Below are 20,050 nucleotides of genomic sequence, written 5' to 3' on the forward strand. Positions count from 1 at the left end.
GGAGATTGTTATATGAAGAAGTGGAAAACCCTATTTATCGCGTTATTAGGGATTAATGTTCTAGGGGCTATCCTTATTATTGCGTTTATTTTTCAACCGGTTGACAAGGTCAATCCAACTCCCTCTGAAAAAGTAGAAGGAGACGCAGAACTAACTATTTTGGCTAAAAAAGCGGACTTAAATGTACTGATTGATAAATATTTAAAAAAAGAATTTAAGAATCAGCCGCTTAACTACAAAATTACTCTTACCGATGTAGTAAGAGTAGACGGAACGATTCAAGTATTCGGCGATGATATTAATATTCGAATGACATTTGATCCGATCGTACAAAAAAATGGAGATATTGTGCTTGAACAGCAGTCACTTTCTGTTGGAAAGCTGCAGCTGCCTGTCCGCACAGTGCTTCGATACGTAAATAATAATTTTGCGCTACCAGAATGGGTAACAATCGATCCAAAGAATGAATCAGTATACGTAGCGTTACAGCAGATGAAGTTAGAGAGTGATTTTGCTGTAAAAGTACAAAAGTTTGATTTAAAAAATGATGATATTCGCGTACGTTTAATTTCGCGCAGTGAATAAAAAAACCTTCCAATTTGGAAGGTTTTTTTTGTTAACGGTCTTGGGAAATCAGCGCTTCTAATGCAGGACGGTTTTTAGCAAATCCGACGGCATATACCGTATATGTTCGATTCGGGCGAAGGTTCAGTGCTGGGATTTCGAGTACTACATTTTTGGTTCCTGCTATGCGCACACTAAGTTGAACATGCATGGGGGATAAAGGCAAATATTTTGTGACTTCTTTAAACTGCACGCCAGAAAAAATGACGTCTCCACCTCTAGCCGCAATATCCACAGCAGGAGCATCAGGAGAAAGGTGCACAAACCGAAGCTTCGTTTCTCCACTTGGTACATCCGTATTGTCATAGATAAATAATAAATCAAGCTTGTTTAGCTCATCTACCGCCGCTACCGTGTAATTTTGGTTTCCTTCAAATGTAAATGATTCCGTTAAAACAGGTCTTCCCGTTTCTCCAGCGGGATAAATAGAAATTGTGTATCTTCCAGGTTCTTGTAATTCAATATAATCTGTTTCTTGTTTATAAGTTAAGTTGCGAATCACTCGTTTGTTGTTAATATAAATATCTACAGATGGAGAATCTGGAGAAGCGTGAAGTATACGAATTTGCGGCGGATTTACGCGTAAATTCGTATTTTCAGAAGAAGTTAAGATGGCCTGCTGGATATAGTACAAATGCTTTTGATAATAATGAATATGCTTAGATGGATCACTATACTTATAGTAGTTAGCTAGAAAATCGTATTTCATTGCTTTTTTAATATATTGATCAAAGGAATAATTAGCCATATGTTCAGCTCCCTTATTGTCGGAGTATAAAAACATTTCCATACGTAACCAAACATATGCTAAAACTCATAATTTATGCCGATCACTGATCACTCCCGAGACCTCCAAGAAGAAACAATGAGCCAAACGCCCTCTATGTGCATATACTGAATCAAATTATTGACTGAAGGCTTATTGTACGACTGAATTTAGTATAGAAAAAAGGAGTGAGAGCATGCGTGATTTTTATGCTCGGATGCTACGGTTAATCATGTTAAGTTTTTTACTGCTGCTACTTTTAATTCAATTTACAGAGCGCTCTACTTCATTTAATCACATTACCCCCGCGCTAAATAAAGTAACCGAGCGAATTGAGCTGATTACCTATGATCAATAAATGTATGTTTTCTGCGTTTCGATATGTACTTGTTCTTTATGCAATTTGCTTTACATTTTTATTTGTTAGCACAGTTCCAAGCCTATTTGGTTTCACTGTGACCGTTCAAGAAACGGATTATCACCACCTGCATCGCGGAGATATAGTTGTCTTTAGAGACGAATCATCTTCTTCAAAGAATGAACTTGTACTGGCCCATAATCAAGACCCTGATGTACTGGTTACAGCTCAAAGAAATTCTTTGCCTGCTTCTTTTAAAGTGATTGGAAGCTACGCATACCATCTCCCGTATATAGGGGTCATTATTGAGTTTATGAAAGATTTTACTACGCTACTGGTGATGGGCAGTATTTTACTTTTGTTGTTTTCGTATACGCTGCAGCCCAAAAGGCGAATATGGCGTAAGAGAAAGTAAAAAATGGGCGAATGCACATACAGGACAATCAACTAACGCATATAAAGTACAGTGTACGAAATGAAAAAAACAAGAGGAGAGATTGCTATGTATAACTACGATTGTTACGACCCATGCCATCACGGAGGCTATCACCACCTATATGATACTTGCCACTATCCAATTGGCGGTTATCATCATTGCGGAACGGGCCAGTCATTTGCATTAATTGTTGTGCTATTTATTTTATTAATCATCATTGGCTGCACTTGTTTTTGCTGATTAGGTCTCATTTGCTCGCATGTGCGAGCTTTTTATAAAAGATGGAAAAGGACAAACTTACATATAAATTGTTTAAATAATAAAAAAATTTTGCCAAATCAACATTTACCATATTATACTATAGCTAGTAACTCAATAAGCGAAGGTGAATATATGGAAAAGGAAAAAGTATTTCAACAGCTATTTTCAATGTCATTTACACCAATGCTCGTAATGAATATGGATGGCGATATTCAAATTTTAAATGAAGCTTGCTGCCACCTTTTTAAAACGACGGAGGAACGGCTTCTTTCCTGTAATGTATTTGAAGAGCCAAATCGCTTTTTTATTGAAAAGCATGAAGTGGAACCGTTAAGAAAGCAAGAGGAAGAAGTTGTTTTACTTAAGAAAAAAGTAGATCAGCAGTTTCCGATGCATATCCATATTCAGCGCACGGAAGAAGATATTCCGCTCTTAGTTGTTCAGTGGAAAGAGTTTTCCTCAAGTATTGAAAAGCAAGAGGAAGTCATTCGGAAAATGAAGCAATATAAGCAGTTTGTCCAGCAAAGTCAAGATGCATTTATTGTAACGAGAGAAGGCAGAATCCAATATTTGAATCCCGCTGGTGTTAAACTTCTTGGCGGCGAGAAAAAAGAAGAGTATATCGGGCGTCCTTGGCTTCACTTTATTCATCCCGAACATTTAGAAATTGTAAAAGAACGAATGGTTCAGCTGATGAATGGAATGTCCGTGAGGCCACGTGTTGATGTGAAACTATTGACTAAAAAAGGGGTCGTCATTATTGAATCTTCGGCAACCAAAATTAAGTTTGAAGGACAGGATGCCATTCAGTATATTATTCGCGACGTAACGGATCGAAAAAAATATGATGAAATGGCAAGCAAATCTGAAAAGCTTACAATGGTGAGCAAGCTAGCGGCAGGAGTAGCACATGAAATCCGTAATCCAATGACGGCGATTAAAGGGTTTATTCAGCTGCTAAAAGCATCGAAACAGTATAATGAAGAATACAATGATATTATGCTTGAAGAATTGAATCGCGTCGAATCCATTATTCAAGAATTTTTAACGCTGGCCAAGCCTAAAATTGAAAATTCATACCATCCGAAAAGTCTCAATCAAATCATACGTCACGTGACATTACTATTAGATACACACGCCAATTATAAAAATTGTCGTATTATTAATGAGATTAGTGATGAGATTACAATCTTTTGTGAAGAAAATGCGCTTAAACAAGTTTTTATTAATTTAATTCAAAATGCGCTTGAGTCAATGAGCAAAGGTACAGTTAAAGTTACCGTTGAGAAAAGAAATGAATACGGCATGGTCATTATCGAGGATGAAGGATGTGGAATTGATGAGCAATCTTTAGCTCGGCTAGGTGAACCATTTTATTCCACCAAACAAACAGGAACTGGGCTAGGATTAATGATTAGCTACCGAATAATCGAACAGCATCAAGGGCATATTTCATTTGCGAGTAAAGTAGGAGTAGGAACAAAAGTAGAAATTGCTCTTCCGTATATTAAAGAACCAGTGAACATTTCGTAGCGCTTGCTATTCGTTCGCTGGTTTTTATTTGGTTGAAATAAAAACGAATGTTTTTTTATTTTTTTATTTTAATGTTCGTGTATATTGTTGACTAAAGGGTTTGTTTTTGATATATTATCAAATGGCTAGAAAATAACCGAATGATAATAAAAAAAGAAAATTCGGTCAATAACTTTTATCTTTTACCCAAAGAAAAAAGATGATGGGAGAATGTACAATGAACTCAAAATATGATGTTATTGTGGTAGGGGCAGGACCCGCTGGAATTTTTACTTGCTATGAGCTAACGTTAAAATTACCGGAAGCAACTATTTTATTAATCGATAAAGGACACGATATCTATCGACGTAATTGTCCGATTCTTCAGAAAAAAATTGAAAAATGTCCCCCTGCAGTTGGCAGAAAAGAGTTTGCTGGCTGTTTGCCTGCTTGTTCTATCACAAATGGTTTCGGTGGAGCCGGCGCATATTCAGATGGGAAGTTTAATATCACCAGTGAATTTGGAGGCTGGATGACGGATTATCTGTCTGAATCACAGGTGGTAGATTTAATTAAATACGTGGATGAAATTAATTTAAAACACGGAGCAACCGATACGATTACGGATCCGTTAACTGATAAAGTTCGTGAAATTGAAAAACGCGGATACGCAGCAGGATTAAAGCTATTGCGTGCCCAAGTGCGTCATTTAGGAACAGAGCAAAATTTAGAAATTTTAAAAAGCATTTATGAATACTTAAAAGAAAAAATTGATATGCAGTATAAAACGGAAGTAGCCGATTTAATAACAGAAAAAGAAGATGGTCAGCATATCGTGCGCGGTATTGAATTGAAGAATGGTGACAGAATTACGGCTGATAAAGTCGTGGTTTCACCAGGTCGAGACGGCTCGAAGTGGATGAGCGACTTACTAAAAAAACGCCGTTTGAAAATGATTAACAATCAAGTAGACATCGGTGTTCGAGTAGAAACATCTAACGTTGTTATGGAAGAAATCAACAAGCACTTGTACGAAGGGAAATTTATTTACAATACGTCTGTAGGTACAAGAGTCAGAACGTTCTGCAGCAATCCTTCAGGGCATGTGGTAGTAGAGAATCATTCAGGGATTATGTTAGCAAATGGACACGCATACAAAGATCCGAAGCTTGGAAGTCAAAATACGAACTTTGCGCTGCTTGTTTCTCATAAATTTTCGGATCCATTTGATCAGCCGAACGAATATGCGCACGAAGTATCAAGATTAGCTAATATGCTGTCAAACGGAGGCTTAGTTGTTCAAAAGTATGGAGATATTTTAAAGGGGCGCCGTTCAACAGCGAATCGAATTAAAGAAGGCTTTTTAGAACCAACGTTAAAAGAAGCTGTCCCTGGTGATTTGGGTTTAGTGCTTCCATACAATACAATGAAAAGCTTAATTGAAATGACAGAAGCACTGGATCATGTAACGCCTGGGTTAGCATCTGAACATACGCTGTTTTACGGTGTGGAAGCGAAATTTTACTCCGCCCGTCCGAAGTTAAACGATAAGTTTGAAACTGAAATTTCCGGTTTATACGTGGGAGGAGACGGAGCTGGTATTACGCGAGGACTCGCGCAGGCAAGTGCGTGTGGTGTGTGGGTAGCGCGTGACATTGTTGAAAAATTAAAGAATCGTAAAGCAAGTTCTGAACCTGTTACTGTATAAAAAAAGAGGCCGTCACGGCCTCTTTTTTTTATGGGTTAAATAACGAGAGGGAATAAGTAAAAAGTAAAGAACTTGTACCGCTCCAACTCCGATAGTTTTATACGATAATTACCCGCTCCTTTTTTAAAAGATAGTAGGAAATCTATACTTCTATCTTGAGCAGAATTAAGTAGAATAAGGGGAATTGATAATGTCGATTTCTTCGCATCAATAAAGTCAGTGAAATTTTAGGGAGTGTATATCAAGCAGTACAAGGATAAAATCAACAGTTGGAAAGAGTTATTTTTTTGATAAGTAAAATATTTATGGAAGCAGTAAAGTACATGGATATTAGAATAATTATACATATTTATGAATGATATTAATGAGAAGAAAGTTCACTTTATAAACTATTTTTTGAATTAATTTTTTATTCATTAGATTGTAAGTCTTGTTAAATAGGTGTTTTTGGTTTATTGAAATATGGTGTAAATATTTTAAAATATAACAATTCTCAACTTTTTACGATAAAATCATGCATTATTTTTGAATAAAAACTTGACAGGAATACATAAAATGAATTTTAATTAAAGTAACAATTATTATCATGCAAAAATATTAAAGAAAATTATTTGCTTAATCTCTTTTGTTTTATAAGAGAACGGAGGACCCATATTTGTGCGTAATGTACTTGGGGTGAATCTTGAATGAATCAAGTAGGGTAACTCACGTACCCGAATCCGACAGCTAACTCCGTAAGCATTCAGTGAGGGAATAACAGGTCTATGAAACCATGATATTCTCATGGTTTTTTGTATAGCTAAAAATATTCCTAAACTATTAATCTGAAAATTTTTAATATATTGTATATTTTGAGTGTTATCACCCTCAATGCATGGTAAAATAAGTATAGTAGTTAGAATCATTCTAATATAATTTATTTATGGGAGGTAAATCTATGAAGCTATCGACAAAGATCATTATCGCGCTAATTGCTGGTGCTGTTGTAGGAGTGTTGATTAATGCTTTTGCTCCAAGTGCTTTTGCTCCGCTGGACAAGTACTTGTTTACGCCGCTTGGGCAAATTTTCTTAAGCTTAATTAAAATGCTTGTTGTACCAATTGTGTTTTTCTCTATCACGTTAGGCGTAGCAGGTTTAGGAGATCCTAAAAAACTGGGAAGAATCGGGGCAAAAACAGTTTCGTACTTCCTAGTGACAACAACCGTTGCTATTGTAATTGGTTTATTATTAGCGTTTGTTATTAAACCAGGAACATTTGGATCTTTTGATACAAAAAACGCTTCTTTTGAAGCTGAAAAAGCACCGCCGGTTGGAGAGACATTCTTAAATATGATTCCAGTCAATCCAATCCAAGCGATGGCTGAAGGGAATATGCTTCAACTTATCGTTTTCTCTATCTTTATCGGTTTTGGTATTACGATGCTTGGAAGTAAAACCAAAGGGCTTTATAATTTACTCGAGCAAGGCAATGAATTGATGATGTACCTTGTAAATCTAGTGATGAAGTTTGCTCCTTACGGAACATTTGGGCTTCTTGCAACAGCGGTTGGAAGTCAAGGCTGGCAGGCAATTAAAGCGATGGGGCTTTACATGATTGTAGTCGTGCTCGCACTGTTCATCCATTCGATTGTAACATATGGGGGGTCAGTCGCTCTTATGGCCAGACGTAACCCTATTGAATTTTTTAAAGGTTTTGCTCCTGCGATGACAGTTGGATTCAGTACATCAAGCAGTAGTGCAACGCTTCCGATTTCAATGAATGTGGCTCAAAAAAATCTTCGTGTCCCGGAGTCCATCAGCAGTTTTGTTCAGCCGTTAGGTGCTACCATTAACATGGATGGAACAGCAATTATGCAAGGTGTCGCGACTATTTTTATTGCGCAAGTATACGGCGTTGACCTGTCGCTGGGTGCTCTTGTGACGGTTGTATTAACAGCGGTGCTTGCTAGTATTGGTACAGCAGGCGTGCCGGGAGTTGGTCTCATTATGCTAGCGATGGTATTGAGTTCGGTTGGCCTGCCTGTAGCAGGTATCGGATTGATTATCGGGATTGATCGCTTGCTTGATATGCTTCGTACATCTGTAAATATTACGGGAGACGCTGCGTGTGCCGTTATTGTGGCTGAGTCAGAAGCAAAGCGTATCGATAAATCTGTAACGCAATCGGCTTAATAAATGTAAAAGCTCTAGCTATATGCTAGGGCTTTTTTTATTGGCAAGAAACTCTTCTTTTCAGCATACAGTTTAATAAGAGTATGTGTTTGAAAGGAGAGTGCGGAAATGAATAAGACCCATGTGATAAAGCCGCTGCTCGACGACGACTACCCAGTTATTTCATATGGAAAAGGAATTTATTTGTACGACCAAGATGGAAAAAAGTACATAGATGCTTCGTCAGGGGCAGTTACAGCAAGTATCGGACACGGCGTAAAAGAAATTATTGATGCGATGACGGATCAGGCACAGAAAGTTGCGTTTGTATATCGGTCGCAGTTTACAAGCGATCCGACGGAAGCCTTAGCTAAGAAACTATGTGAATTAAGCAGCAATCATTTCCAGTGGAGCTTTTTTGTTAACAGCGGGACAGAAGCGACTGAAACGGCTATGAAAACAGCCATTCAGCATTTTCAAGAGCAAGGAAAGCCAACCAAAACAAAGGTTTTGTCACGCTGGATGAGCTATCACGGTATTACAATAGGAGCGCTGTCTATGTCAGGGCACGTTGGAAGACGAAAACGTTTCTCGTCTTTGCTTGAAGATTATCCTTCGGTTTCACCTCCTTATTGCTATCGATGTCCGTTTCATCAAACCTATCCATCCTGTAATCTTGCTTGTGCACACGAATTGGAAACAGTTATCAAACGAACCGGCCCTGAACATATTGCTGCTTTTATTACAGAGCCCATTGTAGGAGCTGCCGGAGCAGCTCTTACACCTCCACCCGGTTATTATGAAGTGATAAGAGAAATTTGTGATAAATATGATGTGTTATGGATAGCCGATGAAGTCATGACTGGAGTTGGGCGTACAGGCGTGATGTTTGCATATGAGCACTGGGGAGCTAAACCAGACATCATGACGCTTGGAAAAGGAGTGGGAGCAGGATATACACCGATAGCCGTTACGTTAGCTAGCAGCAAAACGATTGAACCTATCATGAACGGATCCAAATTAATTATGAGCGGCCATACGCTAAGCGCTAATCCGCTGTCAGCGGCTGTAGGGCTAGCTGTCTTAGCCTATATTGAAAAGAACGATCTTGTTCAACAAGTAGCGCTGAAAGGAGCCTATTTAGTAAAAAAATTGAAGGAGCTTCAACTTCTTTACCCTATCATTGGTGATATTCGTGGCAAAGGCTTACTAGTTGGTCTTGAGCTTGTACAAAATCCAAAAACGAAGGAGCCTTTTTCATCCTCCGAAAATATGACGGCGCGCGTAATAAGTAAAGCCCATAAAAATGGTCTTCTCCTTTATCCTTCACAAGCAGGAACAGATGGAGTAGAAGGAGACGGTATTATTATTGCGCCGCCATTTACGATTACTCATCGCCAACTTGATGAAGCGGTCGTGTTGCTTTCGAAAACATTGTATGAAGTACAAAATGAAAAACAGGGAAATGAGGTGAAATAAGTGACAAAGGTCGAAAACTCATTTCAAAAGATTACAACTGTGGAACAAGCAATTGAATACGTGGATCATGCTGCTACGCTGATGATAGGAGGGTTTGGAGGCGTAGGCAGTCCGCCTTCTCTCATTGACGGCCTTATTGAAAGCGAAAAATCAAATTTCACACTGATATGTAATGATTCAGGCTTTCCTCATATTGGTGCGGGAAAATTAGTAAGTCAAGGAAGAATTCAAAAACTGATCGCTTCTCACATTGGATCGAATCCCGTGGCTGGAACGCTGATGACAGAAGAAAAGCTGAAAGTTGAGTTTTCTCCTCAAGGAACGCTTGCTGAACGGATTCGAGCGGGGGGAGTTGGACTTGGAGGAGTACTGATTGATGTAGGAATAGAAAATGACATTATTCAATTTGGAAAAGAAAAAGTGGAAGTAGACGGCAAGACATTTTTAGTTGAAAAACCGCTCACAGCCGACGTGGCTTTTGTATATGCAAAAAAAGCAGATCCATTCGGCAACTTGCTCTATGATAAAAGCGCTCGAAACACTAATCCATTAATGGCTATGGCAGGTCGTATAACTATTGCTGAAGTGGAGGAAATCGTTCCTCTTGGCGACATTGACCCAGAGAATGTGATGACGTCAGGCGTATTTGTGGATTATATTGTGCCTTCAAAAGGAGTGAATTGGAAATGGGTTTGGGAATAGATATTCGTCATCGTATTGCAAGACGTGCTGCGGCTGAAATCAAAAACGGCATGATTGTTAACTTAGGGATTGGCATTCCTTCTCTTATTCCTAATTATGTACCAAGCGCTGTTCATGTGATGTTTCATGCTGAAAACGGAATTTTAGGGTTAGGATCTTCGCCTCCTTTAGGTGAAGAAGATGAGAATGTCTGCAATGCAGCAGGCTATCCAACAACTACTGTTCAAGGGGCTTCATACTGTGATAGTGCTACAGCCTTCGCGATGATTCGAAAAGGATACGTCGATATGACCATTCTTGGTGCGTTAGAAGTGAGTGAAAAAGGGGATTTAGCTAATTGGATTGTGCCAGGTAAGCGAGTTCCTGGGATGGGAGGAGCGATGGAATTAGCTCAAAAAGCGAAAAAAGTCATTGTGCTAATGAATCATACGAGCAAGACAGGAGAACCAAAACTGGTCAAGACATGCTCTTTACCTCTTACTGCTTCGGGCTGCGTGGGATTAGTTATTACGGATCGGGCGGTTTTTAAAGTAGAAAAAGATGCGCTTCTTCTAACCGAGTTAATGTCTCCTTATACCGTAGAGGATATTTTGAGTTCAACAGAAGCGACAGTTCGCCTGAGTGATCAATTGATTACGATACGATAAGGAGGACCATTACATGAACATACAGCAATCTATTCATAACTGGATGACAGAGCATCGTCAAAGTGCAGTGCGTTTACTCAAGCGTTTCGTAGAAGAAGCAAGCGTACAGGGTTCTGAAAAGCATGCGCAGGCAATTGTCATTGAACGCCTTCGACAGCTGCAGTTAGATATTGATATATGGGAACCAGACGAAAAAACACTTCGTACCCATGAAGCTTTTGCCTCCAACCGTTCTAGTTTCCGAGATAGCCCGAATGTGGTAGGCGTGTTAAAAGGAAAAGGTGGGGGAAAATCCATCATTTTAAACGGACATATTGATGTTGTGCCTCCCGGCGATCTTTCACAGTGGAAGGAAGACCCTTATACGGCCGTTGTAAAAGATGGAAACTTATATGGGCGCGGTGCAACGGATATGAAAGGAGGAAATGTGTCGTTACTTTTAGCGATTCAAGCATTAAAAGAGCTAGGTATTTCATTAAAAGGAGATGTTATTTTTCAAAGCGTAGTAGAAGAGGAAAGCGGAGGGGCAGGAACACTTTCCTGCGTGCTTAGAGGGTATAAAGCAGATGGTGCCATTATTCCAGAACCAACCAACATGAAGATCTTTCCTAAACAACAAGGCTCGATGTGGTTTCGCGTGACCGTACATGGAGTAGCAGCACATGGAGGGACTCGGTATGAAGGCGTGAGTGCCATTGAAAAAGCAGCTGTTGTGCTTAAACATATTGAGGGTCTTGAAAAAGAGAGAAACAGCCGAATTACAGACCCGCTCTATAATAAAATTCCCATTCCCGTGCCCATTAATATCGGAAATATACAAGGAGGAACGTGGCCTTCTTCAGTTGCTGATCAAGTAGTATTAGAAGGCAGGATAGGAGTTGCTCCGCATGAAAAAATGAAAAATGTCAGAGCGGAAATGAAATCGTGGCTTGAACTTTTGCCTCAGTGTGATGAGTGGTTTGCTGAGCATCCTGTCGACTTGGAATGGTTTGGGGCCCACTGGCTTCCTGGTGAAATTGAATTAGAGCATCCGCTTATGACCTCTCTTTCGTCCTCTTTTTATCATGTGAAACAGAAACAGCCGATCATTGAAGCATCTCCTTGGGGAACGGACGGAGGGATATTGTCACAAGTTGGAGATATTCCAACAGTTGTGTTTGGACCAGGAGTAACAGAAGTAGCCCACTTTCCAAATGAGTATATTTGTATTCAAACGATGCTTGATGCAGCAGAAATTATTGCGCTCACCGTAGCAGACTGGTGCAGTATTGCGGACTAAGCTAAAAAGGGAGAGGATACAAACAAATGGCGAAACAAGAAACTATTTGTCAACCAACCTTTGCTATGACTCTTTTTTTAGATGAATGTAACAAGCGTCTGAGAATGGATGATTACCGGGGAAATGTGAACGATATTTACAGCTATATATATAAAGAAATGGATAAGGCAACGTACGAAAAGTGGATTATAAAAGCACGTGCCGAACATCTGTTGGACTGGATGAGCTTGGGATTTTCTTTAGAAGCAACTGTTCCCTACTATTTTAACGGAAGCGACGCGTATCTTTTATGCTACTATACGTCTCAATCCCGCCGAGACAGCGGGGAGACGTTAAAAGAAACAGAGCTGCTTCAAGATGTTTTGAATTTGCCGACATCTGATTATTCTCCTTTATCGAATCAACTGATCATGCGCCGAGCCATTTCATCTGACGCCAAACAACTTTCTCAGCTCTACCGTCAAATCTTCACAGTGTATCCGACTCCCCTCTATGAAGAAGAGTATCTCTTTAGTTTGCTTCAAGAAGATAATTTGTTTTATATCATCGTTGACAAGAACGATATCGTTAGCGCTGCTTCTGCTGAAATTGACTATGTCTATCACAATGCTGAACTAACGGATTGTGCGACTCTCCCTGCTTACCGAAAGTATGGATTCATGAAGCATTTATTAAGCGCACTAGAGGCGGAGCTAAAACAGAGGCATATTTTTTGTGCATACACAATAGCGAGAGCGCTTTCATTTGGGATGAATGCCGCTTTTCATCAGCTTGGGTATACCTATACGGGACGGTTAACGAATAATTGTTACATTTATAAATCGTTAGAAGATATGAACGTATGGGTGAAGGATCTATCAAAAAGTAAAGGATGAGAAATAATTAACCAATTTATGGGCTGTAACATATAACAATAGTAAATCTTCATAAAGGAGCGATTGTATGTTATATGATTTATATAAGCCGTCCCGACATTGGAAAGATATCGAATTATGGAAAGATGTGCCCGAGGAAAAGTGGAACGATTGGATTTGGCAATTAACAAACACAATTCGAACGCTAGATGATTTAAAAAAAGTCATTAATTTAACTCCTGAAGAAGAAGAAGGAGTGCGCATTTCAACCAAAACCATTCCGCTTAATATTACGCCTTACTATGCATCTTTAATGAATCCAGATGATCCTCGCTGCCCCGTCCGTATGCAGTCTGTTCCGGTTGGCCAAGAACTTCATAAAACAAAATACGATCTAGAAGATCCGCTAGATGAAGACGAAGATTCTCCAGTGCCAGGATTGACTCATCGCTATCCGGATCGCGTTTTGTTCTTAGTTACCAATCAATGCTCCATGTACTGCAGATACTGCACTCGAAGAAGGTTTTCAGGACAAATTGGAATGGGCGTTCCAAAAAAACAGTTAGATGCTGCGATTGCTTATATCGCCAAAACACCTGAAGTGCGAGATGTACTCATTTCAGGCGGTGATGGCTTGCTGATTAATGACAACATTTTAGAATATATTTTGAAAAATTTAAGAGCTATTCCCCACGTGGAAATTATTCGAATTGGCACCAGAGCACCCGTTGTGTTTCCCCAGCGAATAACGGAAAATTTATGTGCCATTTTAAGAAAATATCATCCAGTGTGGTTAAATACTCACTTTAATACATCCATTGAAATTACGGAAGAGACAAAAAAAGCATGTGAAATGCTTGTCGATGCAGGCGTTCCAGTTGGCAATCAAGCGGTTATTTTAGCTGGGATTAATGACAGCGTAGCTATCATGAAAAAGCTTATGCACGATTTAGTAAAAATACGCGTTCGTCCTTACTATATTTATCAATGTGATTTATCAGAAGGAATTGGGCATTTCCGCGCACCTGTTTCCAAAGGGCTTGAAATTATGGAAGGGCTGCGAGGTCATACGTCTGGCTATGCTGTTCCAACGTTTGTTATTGATGCGCTAGGAGGTGGAGGAAAGATTGCCGTTCAACCAAACTATATTATTAGTCAAAGCGCAAGTAAAGTTGTTCTGCGAAACTTTGAAGGCGTGATTACGACGTATCCGGAGCCAGAAAGCTATGTGCCTGGGCGTGCAGATGATTATTTTCGAGCTGTTTATCCAGAATCGGATGCTAAAGATTCTTCCATCGGCATCTCGGGTCTTATGAATGATGCTCAATTCAACCTTGTACCGGAAGGGTTAGGGAGAGTAAAAAGACGTAAAACATATGAAAGTGACAGTGCTCACGAAAGCCTAAAAGACAAACGTGAAAAAAGAGATGAATTAAAAGATAAAAAGTTTAAAGCTCAATTGAAAAAAGACGGTAAAAGCGACGATGCTCCATCATCTTAAGGAGGTCCTGTAATATGACTGTTCAATGCGCATGGTGCGAAGAAGAAAAAGCGGTAGAAACAACCAATACCGCATACTGGGAATTGCCAGATGGAACGAGAAGTATCGAAATTACTCATATGCCATGTATCAGCTGTTCAGGTTGCGGGATGTCATATCAAGAAGAAGAGATCATAGAAGAAGTGGAAACACAGCTGCTTCTTGTCGATACAAAAAAACTTGATGAATCCATTCGGTATGATGAGCTATTAAAAGTGCCAAGATTATTAAAGCGCAACTACTTTAAATTCTAAAAATCCGCCCCTTATTTTGTAAGGGGCGGATTTTCTTATTGATAAGCCTTTGTTCCAGCAGTACGTAGGCTGTATGCGTGCTTTAAAGCTACTGTAACAGGACGAACAGTTGGAAGTTCGACTTCGTCTATTTTCGAAACGGGCAAAAGACCAACGGACGTGCTCGTAATAAAAACTTCATCAGCGTCTTTTAAAAAGGAAGGAGTCATATTTTGTTCTCGGATTTGAATGGCTTGTTCCTGCGCACATTCCAGTACGTTAGCGCGCGTAATACCGGATAGAATTTTTCTTGTGGCAGGAGTCGTGAACAAGACGTTGTCTTTTATCGCAAATACATTGCTGCTCGACCCTTCGGTTATGTATCCGTCTTTTACTAAAATAGCTTCTTTGCACCCTTTAGAAGCCGCAGCTTGTTTGGCCAGAAGGTTAGGAAGTAGGTTCAATGATTTGATATAGCAATTAGCCCATCGTTCGTCTTCCAATAGAAGAGTGGAAATGCCTTTTTCATAGGCTTCTTCAGGTGTTTGGCGAGGATGGCGTATTGTGAGTGCTAATTGTGCAGGTACATCAGGAAATAAATGATTTCGAGGAGCAATCCCGCGCGTAACTTGAATATAAATATCAGCGTCTTTTAACGTTGATTTTTCCATTCCTTGACGAATGATGTCCTTTAGTTCCTGTCTTGAAACCGGCAGTTCAATAAAGATTGCCTTTGCACTTCTTTCTAAGCGGTCTAAGTGACGTTCAATCGAAAACGGAACTCCTTTGTATACACGAATAAATTCATAAACACCGTCTCCAAACTGGTGACCGCGTTCATCAATTGGAATAACAGCCTCGTTAATATCTCTAAACTCTCCAGCATAATATGCTAATTCCATCTTGAAAAACTCCCTTCCTTTAGATATTAAAACGTTAACATAAAATTCAGCAAAATGAAATTATTTACTTGGTTTCTCTAAAGAAAATGAAAAAAGTCATACTCCTAAAGGAGTATGACTTTTATGAAAACGTACGTTTGAATGCTAATGAAAATTTCTGAATGGCTTTTTTAGGTGTAACAAACTGAACGATGAGCTTGGTACCGGTGATGAACCAATCGACAATACGGCTGCCAAGAAGCATCGTTACTAAAATGGACAGTGCGATTAAGACGATAATACCCCATGATGTTGGCTCTAGACTTTTTGAGAAGTCAGTTGTAAAGAACCATTTTAAAATGAAGCCGTGCAATAAATACACGTATAGTGATCGCTGTCCAATGCTTGTTAAAGCAAAACCGCGCGTTGGAATTAAAGCCATAAAGGCAAAAGATACAAGAAAAGCAATTCCATAGTGAGAAACGCGCATTAAAAATTCGGCCACATTGTCGTACGTGTTCGTTCCATACAGCATATCTGTGTAAGCCGTGTCGTCTAAGAAAGAATAGCTTCCAATTAATGTAACTAGTAATACGATGGATGCAATGATTCGATTTCGCGCTGTCAAAAGATTTGTAAAAGGCTCTTGTCGCTGTGACAAATAGTAGCCTAAAAGGAAAAACGGGAAGAAGACAAACATTCTGCTAATGCTTAGAATTTTATCAAATCCGTCAATATCAATGAAGCCCATTGCAAGTCCAAGCGAAATAGAGACAGTTAAGCTAATCCACATTGGGAATTTTGCAAAGAAAGGAAGCATTAATTTCCAAAAAATTAAGCTCAGTAGAAACCACATTGCCCATCTAGGAACCAAATATTGAAGCGTGTACGTTTCATCTGTATAAAGCACACTATAATAAAGAGTATAGATCGTTTGGAAAGCTAAGTAAGGAAGAGCCACCTTTGTAAATATTTTTTTGTAATATCCTTTTTTATGGAAATTTTTCGAGAAATAACCTGCTAGTAAAATAAAGACAGGCATATGGAAAATAAAGATAAAGTGATAAATGGACAGCATTCCGCTGCTATCTGTTCGGTACGGAGAAATCATGTGCCCAAATACAACTAAAAAAATTAATACGAATTTAGCATTATCAAAGTAAGCATTTCGAGTATTCATAGTATTATTTTTCCTCAACATATGCTGATGTAAACCTCCCACCAACAAGATTTATTTAAATGGCGATTATTGTTAGAATAACCTTTCACTACGGAATTAAAACATGAATTCTTCTTTTTTGCAATTACATAAAGGCTTGAGAAACCTGTCGAATCAACGCTTTTGTTATAAAAACGATGTGTTTTTGTTACAAATGTCTTTTTGAAAAAAGAAAAATATTGATATAACAATATTTATTCGTTACGCTAATAGTGAAATTTGTTTTGCAACTGTAACATGAATTTAATATTTTTTGTCCAGTAAAACACTCATATTGCAGTGTTCGACATCTACATATCACAGAAGAAAGTTGTAGATTTCTTGAAAAAATGATAGAAAAGATACACATACCGCTGGAGGGGGAGTACGATGAAATCCTTTTATCACTATATAATGAAATTCCGATCAAATAAAAAACATGATCGAATGGGAGAGTTTGCGCGAAGTGCTTATGATGATCACAGCTTCCCGAAATCTTCAACAGACTATGACGAACTGAGTTCTTATTTAGAGCTCAACGGACATTATTTATCAAGTATGACCGTATTTGATGAAGCATGGGAGCTTTATCAAAATAATGCGTGAGAAAATAAAAAGATCCGAACGATGAATCGTTCGGATCTTTTTATTTTCCTTAGCCTGTACAATAAGCAGAAAAAAATGATAGAGGGCAATAGATAATAAAGGCTTGGTTCTAAAGATGTTATACTTCCCCTTTTTTAGTTACTGCATATAATATTGTAACTTTTCAGTAGGTGTATGTTTACTAAGGAGGTGCGACGATGGCAGGGAAGAAAAAACCTAAATACGGAATTGGTGAAACAGTCGTTGTAACAATATACGGGACCGTTGGCACTATTACCGATATAAAAGTGATGGATGGGATTTTTGTATACGAAATCAACCATAGTGAAGGTCTTTTTTTAGAAGATACAATTGAGCTTCTAGAAGAATATGAAGGTCAAATATTAGTACAGGAAAGAGTAGAGCTTGAATATAAATTTTTCTTCGGCGATATCGTCCAGGTTTTTAATTATGGAAAAGAGTTATTTAAAATCATTGGTATTCGAACAGAAATATGGCGTTATAAAGAGGATTCATGGGAAGATATTGTCTATGAATTGTCACGTGTAACAGATGGAGAATGGCTTGAGGCTAGTGAAGAAGAACTCATTCTCGTAACTCCTCATGAGGAAACAGAAAATTACGCTCAAAGTGTTGATATGTTGTATTTAGGTAAAGAAATTAAAAAGACGGAGTTGCTACCAAAGATGAAAAAACAAAACGGTTCTGAAAAAGAAGAAGTGAGGTTAACTAAAGAAAAGCATGAGATTATAAACGGTCTTTTAGATGTGTACAATGATTATAAATTTTTGTATGAGCTTTTTGAAGATGAAGAATACGCTGAAGTCATGAACTTAGTGCTGAAACATTTAAAAAAGATAGCAAAATCCGAACAAGGAAAATAGCAGGTAGATGCCTAATAAATAAAAGATAGCCGAGATAGATCATCACATCTCTCTTAGCTATCTTTTATTGTGTATACGGCGATGGTAATGAAAAAAGAATGGGTATAATTACCTTTCTATTTAAACTGCTGAAATTTTAGACATACTATTGCCAAATTGTTCATAAATGTGTATAAGGTAAAACTTCAAGCAGAAGATGGAGTGAACCTATTTTTAAGAAAAATAAGGTACGCTAATCCGTTCAAACGGGATAAGGAGTGATATTGTGAAAGAAATCGAAGTGGTCATTGATACGGAAGAAATTGCGGAGTTCTTTTACAATGAACTAGTCAAGCGAGGCTATGTTCCCGCTGAAGAAGAGCTAGGCGAATTAGCGGATATAACTTTTGATTATCTCATTGATAAATGTATTATTGATGAGCAAGATGAAGAATAAAAAGATAGATACATCTGTAACGACGGGGAAACTCGTCGTTTTGTTTATGAGACAGCGGTTATGAAAAAGGATTAGCAGCTTTTATAGCGGATTGCACTTTTATATGATGCTGAAGGGGAATTTTTTTAACTGAAGAAGCGGGAATAGAGTCAAGAAGAGAAAATATGCTTTCGTCTTCAAACCAATCTTCTTTTCTTAAAAAAAGATGTACGCGGTCTCCCCAGCTCATAGTTAAAGTCGGGCTATAGAGCTTTTTGGAATGAGTTCTGTCATTTGTAAATATATCTGAATTATAATCGCTTCGAGACCCTGTATGAGGGTGTTTAAGGCTAAAGGTATAAATAGCATCATGCAAGTTTGAATAAAAAAGAAGAACGTATAGGGTTTTTCCCACTTCAATCCGTCTTATCACAGACTCAAAATGGTAGACTTTCGTTCCACATAAATCAATTTTATTACCTGAATAATAGGGAAAGACGATTTGAGTCATACCGAGAAAATTTTGAGTGTGAAACTGCCAAGAGTTAAGAACATCACGCTGAAACTCTTTTTTAAAGAGAACATTTTTTTCGATATGATACTGTTCGTTCACAATCAGGGCTATTGATAAGAGCGTTTTGTTTCTGTGCTGCCAAAAGTCATTCCAAACAGCTTTCATAAAAGAAGATATGTGAAAGGCGGGGAGTAAATGAAACAGATTGCTGTTTTGCTCTTTGCTTTTTTCATAGAGTAACAGCTGAGCGTAAGCATCATGAAATATCGCTGAGTTGGAATGTTCTAAAAACAAGAAGTATGCGTGCTGTTTCTCTGATGAAAGCAGGGATTTTATTAAGGTAGTGGAGAGATCTGTCATATAATAGCCGCCGTTTCGTGAAACTAAGTGTGCTAAAAGAGCCCAGTGAATTTCAGGGTGTTTTTGATAATAGTCCAAATAAGCTTGTGTACGTGTAACATTGTTTTGATTAGCTTTTTTTACTTTTCTTCGAATTTCTTTAATCCATTTTACATCTTCTCCAATAAAAGAGAGCGGGAGAATAGCAGGAGGTTTGTGCTGCATCATCTGCTGCAGACGAAGAACATCCTCCAATCTAATGAGGGGATTTGTGTCAGTAGAAGTCATGTTAAGCCTCCTTTGAAACGTTTAACTATTTTAAAAAAGGGTAAGGGACTTTTTGAAACCTTTATAACATTTCGTACGTATAAAGGGTAACAAATGTTAAGAAAAGAGGTTTTCTTTATGTTCAGAAAAATATTTGAATCATTAACTGGATCTAAACATCGCCGCTACAGCAGCAGTGATCGACACTACCGAGGTCCACGCCACTACAGCAGCAGTGATCATCATCACAGACGTCCGCGTCACCATAGCAGCAGTAGCGATTATAAACGAAGCAAATATTATGACAGCCACAGTCATTCAAAATATGGTCATCACCATTACAAGCGTAAACGCAAAAGCGGAAGCTTCTTCTCAAGCTTTTTCTCAAGTTGATT

General features: G+C 38.5%; 22 protein-coding genes and 1 riboswitch. Of the genes, 18 read left to right on the forward strand and 4 right to left on the reverse strand.

From position 1 onward, the window contains the following. Positions 1 to 12 precede the first annotated feature (12 nt). Positions 13 to 585, forward strand: coding sequence for a YpmS family protein (locus ACRPLQ_RS02360; RefSeq protein ID WP_028415126.1), 573 nt, complete (start codon positions 13 to 15; stop codon positions 583 to 585). 31 nt (positions 586 to 616) lie between these two features. Here ACRPLQ_RS02360 and ACRPLQ_RS02365 read toward each other — a convergent pair whose 3' ends face one another. Then, a complete protein-coding gene (locus ACRPLQ_RS02365) occupies positions 617 to 1,372 on the reverse strand; it encodes a DUF4397 domain-containing protein (RefSeq protein ID WP_014458542.1) in 756 nt (251 codons plus the stop codon). 214 nt (positions 1,373 to 1,586) lie between these two features. Between ACRPLQ_RS02365 and ACRPLQ_RS02370 the strand changes: the two genes are divergently transcribed. From ACRPLQ_RS02370 to ACRPLQ_RS02430, 13 genes are all read left to right on the forward strand, one after another. Next, positions 1,587 to 1,748: a hypothetical protein gene (locus tag ACRPLQ_RS02370; RefSeq protein WP_165573653.1), complete on the forward strand. Its 162-nt coding sequence runs from the start codon at positions 1,587 to 1,589 to the stop codon at positions 1,746 to 1,748. Then, entirely contained in the window at positions 1,738 to 2,163 is a 426-nt protein-coding gene (locus tag ACRPLQ_RS02375; protein WP_230624675.1) for a hypothetical protein, read from the forward strand. Before ACRPLQ_RS02370 ends, ACRPLQ_RS02375 begins: the two co-directional genes overlap by 11 nt. 87 nt (positions 2,164 to 2,250) lie before the next feature. Continuing rightward, positions 2,251 to 2,424: a YjcZ family sporulation protein gene (locus tag ACRPLQ_RS02380; RefSeq protein ID WP_080518349.1), complete on the forward strand. Its 174-nt coding sequence runs from the start codon at positions 2,251 to 2,253 to the stop codon at positions 2,422 to 2,424. A gap of 153 nt (positions 2,425 to 2,577) precedes the next feature. Continuing rightward, positions 2,578 to 3,978 (forward strand): ATP-binding protein, encoded by a 1,401-nt coding sequence (locus ACRPLQ_RS02385; protein ID WP_028415123.1) that lies wholly within the window; start codon positions 2,578 to 2,580, stop codon positions 3,976 to 3,978. A gap of 217 nt (positions 3,979 to 4,195) precedes the next feature. Continuing rightward, positions 4,196 to 5,665, forward strand: coding sequence for an NAD(P)/FAD-dependent oxidoreductase (locus ACRPLQ_RS02390; protein ID WP_165636113.1), 1,470 nt, complete (start codon positions 4,196 to 4,198; stop codon positions 5,663 to 5,665). Between the two features lie 602 nt (positions 5,666 to 6,267). Further along, a riboswitch (cyclic di-AMP (ydaO/yuaA leader) is annotated at positions 6,268 to 6,422 on the forward strand. Positions 6,423 to 6,602: 180 nt separating this feature from the next. Continuing rightward, positions 6,603 to 7,838, forward strand: a complete 1,236-nt coding sequence (locus ACRPLQ_RS02395) for a dicarboxylate/amino acid:cation symporter (RefSeq protein WP_057242995.1) — start codon at positions 6,603 to 6,605, stop codon at positions 7,836 to 7,838. A 108-nt stretch (positions 7,839 to 7,946) separates the two neighbouring features. After that, a complete protein-coding gene (locus ACRPLQ_RS02400; protein WP_098999605.1) occupies positions 7,947 to 9,296 on the forward strand; it encodes an aspartate aminotransferase family protein in 1,350 nt (449 codons plus the stop codon). Continuing rightward, positions 9,297 to 9,998, forward strand: coding sequence for a CoA transferase subunit A (locus tag ACRPLQ_RS02405; protein ID WP_028415119.1), 702 nt, complete (start codon positions 9,297 to 9,299; stop codon positions 9,996 to 9,998). It begins immediately after the preceding gene. After that, positions 9,983 to 10,645 (forward strand): 3-oxoacid CoA-transferase subunit B, encoded by a 663-nt coding sequence (locus tag ACRPLQ_RS02410; protein WP_028415118.1) that lies wholly within the window; start codon positions 9,983 to 9,985, stop codon positions 10,643 to 10,645. Before ACRPLQ_RS02405 ends, ACRPLQ_RS02410 begins: the two co-directional genes overlap by 16 nt. A 13-nt stretch (positions 10,646 to 10,658) precedes the next feature. Continuing rightward, a complete protein-coding gene (locus tag ACRPLQ_RS02415; RefSeq protein ID WP_028415117.1) occupies positions 10,659 to 11,924 on the forward strand; it encodes a peptidase in 1,266 nt (421 codons plus the stop codon). A 26-nt stretch (positions 11,925 to 11,950) separates the two neighbouring features. Next, on the forward strand, positions 11,951 to 12,799 hold the full coding sequence (gene ablB, locus ACRPLQ_RS02420) for a putative beta-lysine N-acetyltransferase (protein WP_028415116.1): 849 nt from the start codon (positions 11,951 to 11,953) through the stop codon (positions 12,797 to 12,799). Between the two features lie 67 nt (positions 12,800 to 12,866). Continuing rightward, positions 12,867 to 14,279 (forward strand): lysine 2,3-aminomutase, encoded by a 1,413-nt coding sequence (gene ablA / locus ACRPLQ_RS02425; protein ID WP_432235655.1) that lies wholly within the window; start codon positions 12,867 to 12,869, stop codon positions 14,277 to 14,279. A 14-nt stretch (positions 14,280 to 14,293) separates the two neighbouring features. Beyond that, positions 14,294 to 14,572, forward strand: a complete 279-nt coding sequence (locus ACRPLQ_RS02430) for a YokU family protein (protein ID WP_013058725.1) — start codon at positions 14,294 to 14,296, stop codon at positions 14,570 to 14,572. Between the two features lie 35 nt (positions 14,573 to 14,607). Here the strand turns inward: ACRPLQ_RS02430 and dat are convergent, their stop codons facing one another. Beyond that, positions 14,608 to 15,453 carry a D-amino-acid transaminase gene (gene dat, locus ACRPLQ_RS02435; RefSeq protein ID WP_028415114.1) on the reverse strand — a complete coding sequence of 282 codons (846 nt, stop codon included), beginning with the start codon at positions 15,451 to 15,453 and terminating at the stop codon, positions 14,608 to 14,610. A 121-nt stretch (positions 15,454 to 15,574) separates the two neighbouring features. After that, positions 15,575 to 16,612 carry an acyltransferase family protein gene (locus tag ACRPLQ_RS02440; protein ID WP_013058723.1) on the reverse strand — a complete coding sequence of 346 codons (1,038 nt, stop codon included), beginning with the start codon at positions 16,610 to 16,612 and terminating at the stop codon, positions 15,575 to 15,577. 408 nt (positions 16,613 to 17,020) lie between these two features. Between ACRPLQ_RS02440 and ACRPLQ_RS02445 the strand changes: the two genes are divergently transcribed. The 3 genes from ACRPLQ_RS02445 to ACRPLQ_RS02455 all read left to right on the forward strand — a co-directional run bounded on the left by ACRPLQ_RS02445 (position 17,021) and on the right by ACRPLQ_RS02455 (position 18,556). Further along, the gene (locus ACRPLQ_RS02445) at positions 17,021 to 17,236 is read left to right on the forward strand and encodes a YozE family protein (RefSeq protein ID WP_013058722.1); all 216 of its coding nucleotides are present in this window, start codon (positions 17,021 to 17,023) and stop codon (positions 17,234 to 17,236) included. A 197-nt stretch (positions 17,237 to 17,433) separates the two neighbouring features. Next, the gene (locus tag ACRPLQ_RS02450) at positions 17,434 to 18,120 is read left to right on the forward strand and encodes a hypothetical protein (RefSeq protein WP_013058721.1); all 687 of its coding nucleotides are present in this window, start codon (positions 17,434 to 17,436) and stop codon (positions 18,118 to 18,120) included. A gap of 265 nt (positions 18,121 to 18,385) precedes the next feature. Then, the gene (locus tag ACRPLQ_RS02455) at positions 18,386 to 18,556 is read left to right on the forward strand and encodes a YozD family protein (RefSeq protein WP_013058720.1); all 171 of its coding nucleotides are present in this window, start codon (positions 18,386 to 18,388) and stop codon (positions 18,554 to 18,556) included. Positions 18,557 to 18,614: 58 nt separating this feature from the next. Here ACRPLQ_RS02455 and ACRPLQ_RS02460 read toward each other — a convergent pair whose 3' ends face one another. Beyond that, positions 18,615 to 19,676, reverse strand: coding sequence for a DUF2515 family protein (locus ACRPLQ_RS02460; RefSeq protein ID WP_028415113.1), 1,062 nt, complete (start codon positions 19,674 to 19,676; stop codon positions 18,615 to 18,617). A 117-nt stretch (positions 19,677 to 19,793) separates the two neighbouring features. Here ACRPLQ_RS02460 and ACRPLQ_RS02465 point away from each other — a divergent pair, with 117 nt between their 5' ends. Further along, entirely contained in the window at positions 19,794 to 20,048 is a 255-nt protein-coding gene (locus ACRPLQ_RS02465; protein ID WP_323873956.1) for a hypothetical protein, read from the forward strand. Positions 20,049 to 20,050 lie beyond the last annotated feature (2 nt).

Source organism: Priestia sp. TRN 1309, from assembly GCF_050846875.1.
Classification (GTDB): domain Bacteria; phylum Bacillota; class Bacilli; order Bacillales; family Bacillaceae_H; genus Priestia; species Priestia zanthoxyli.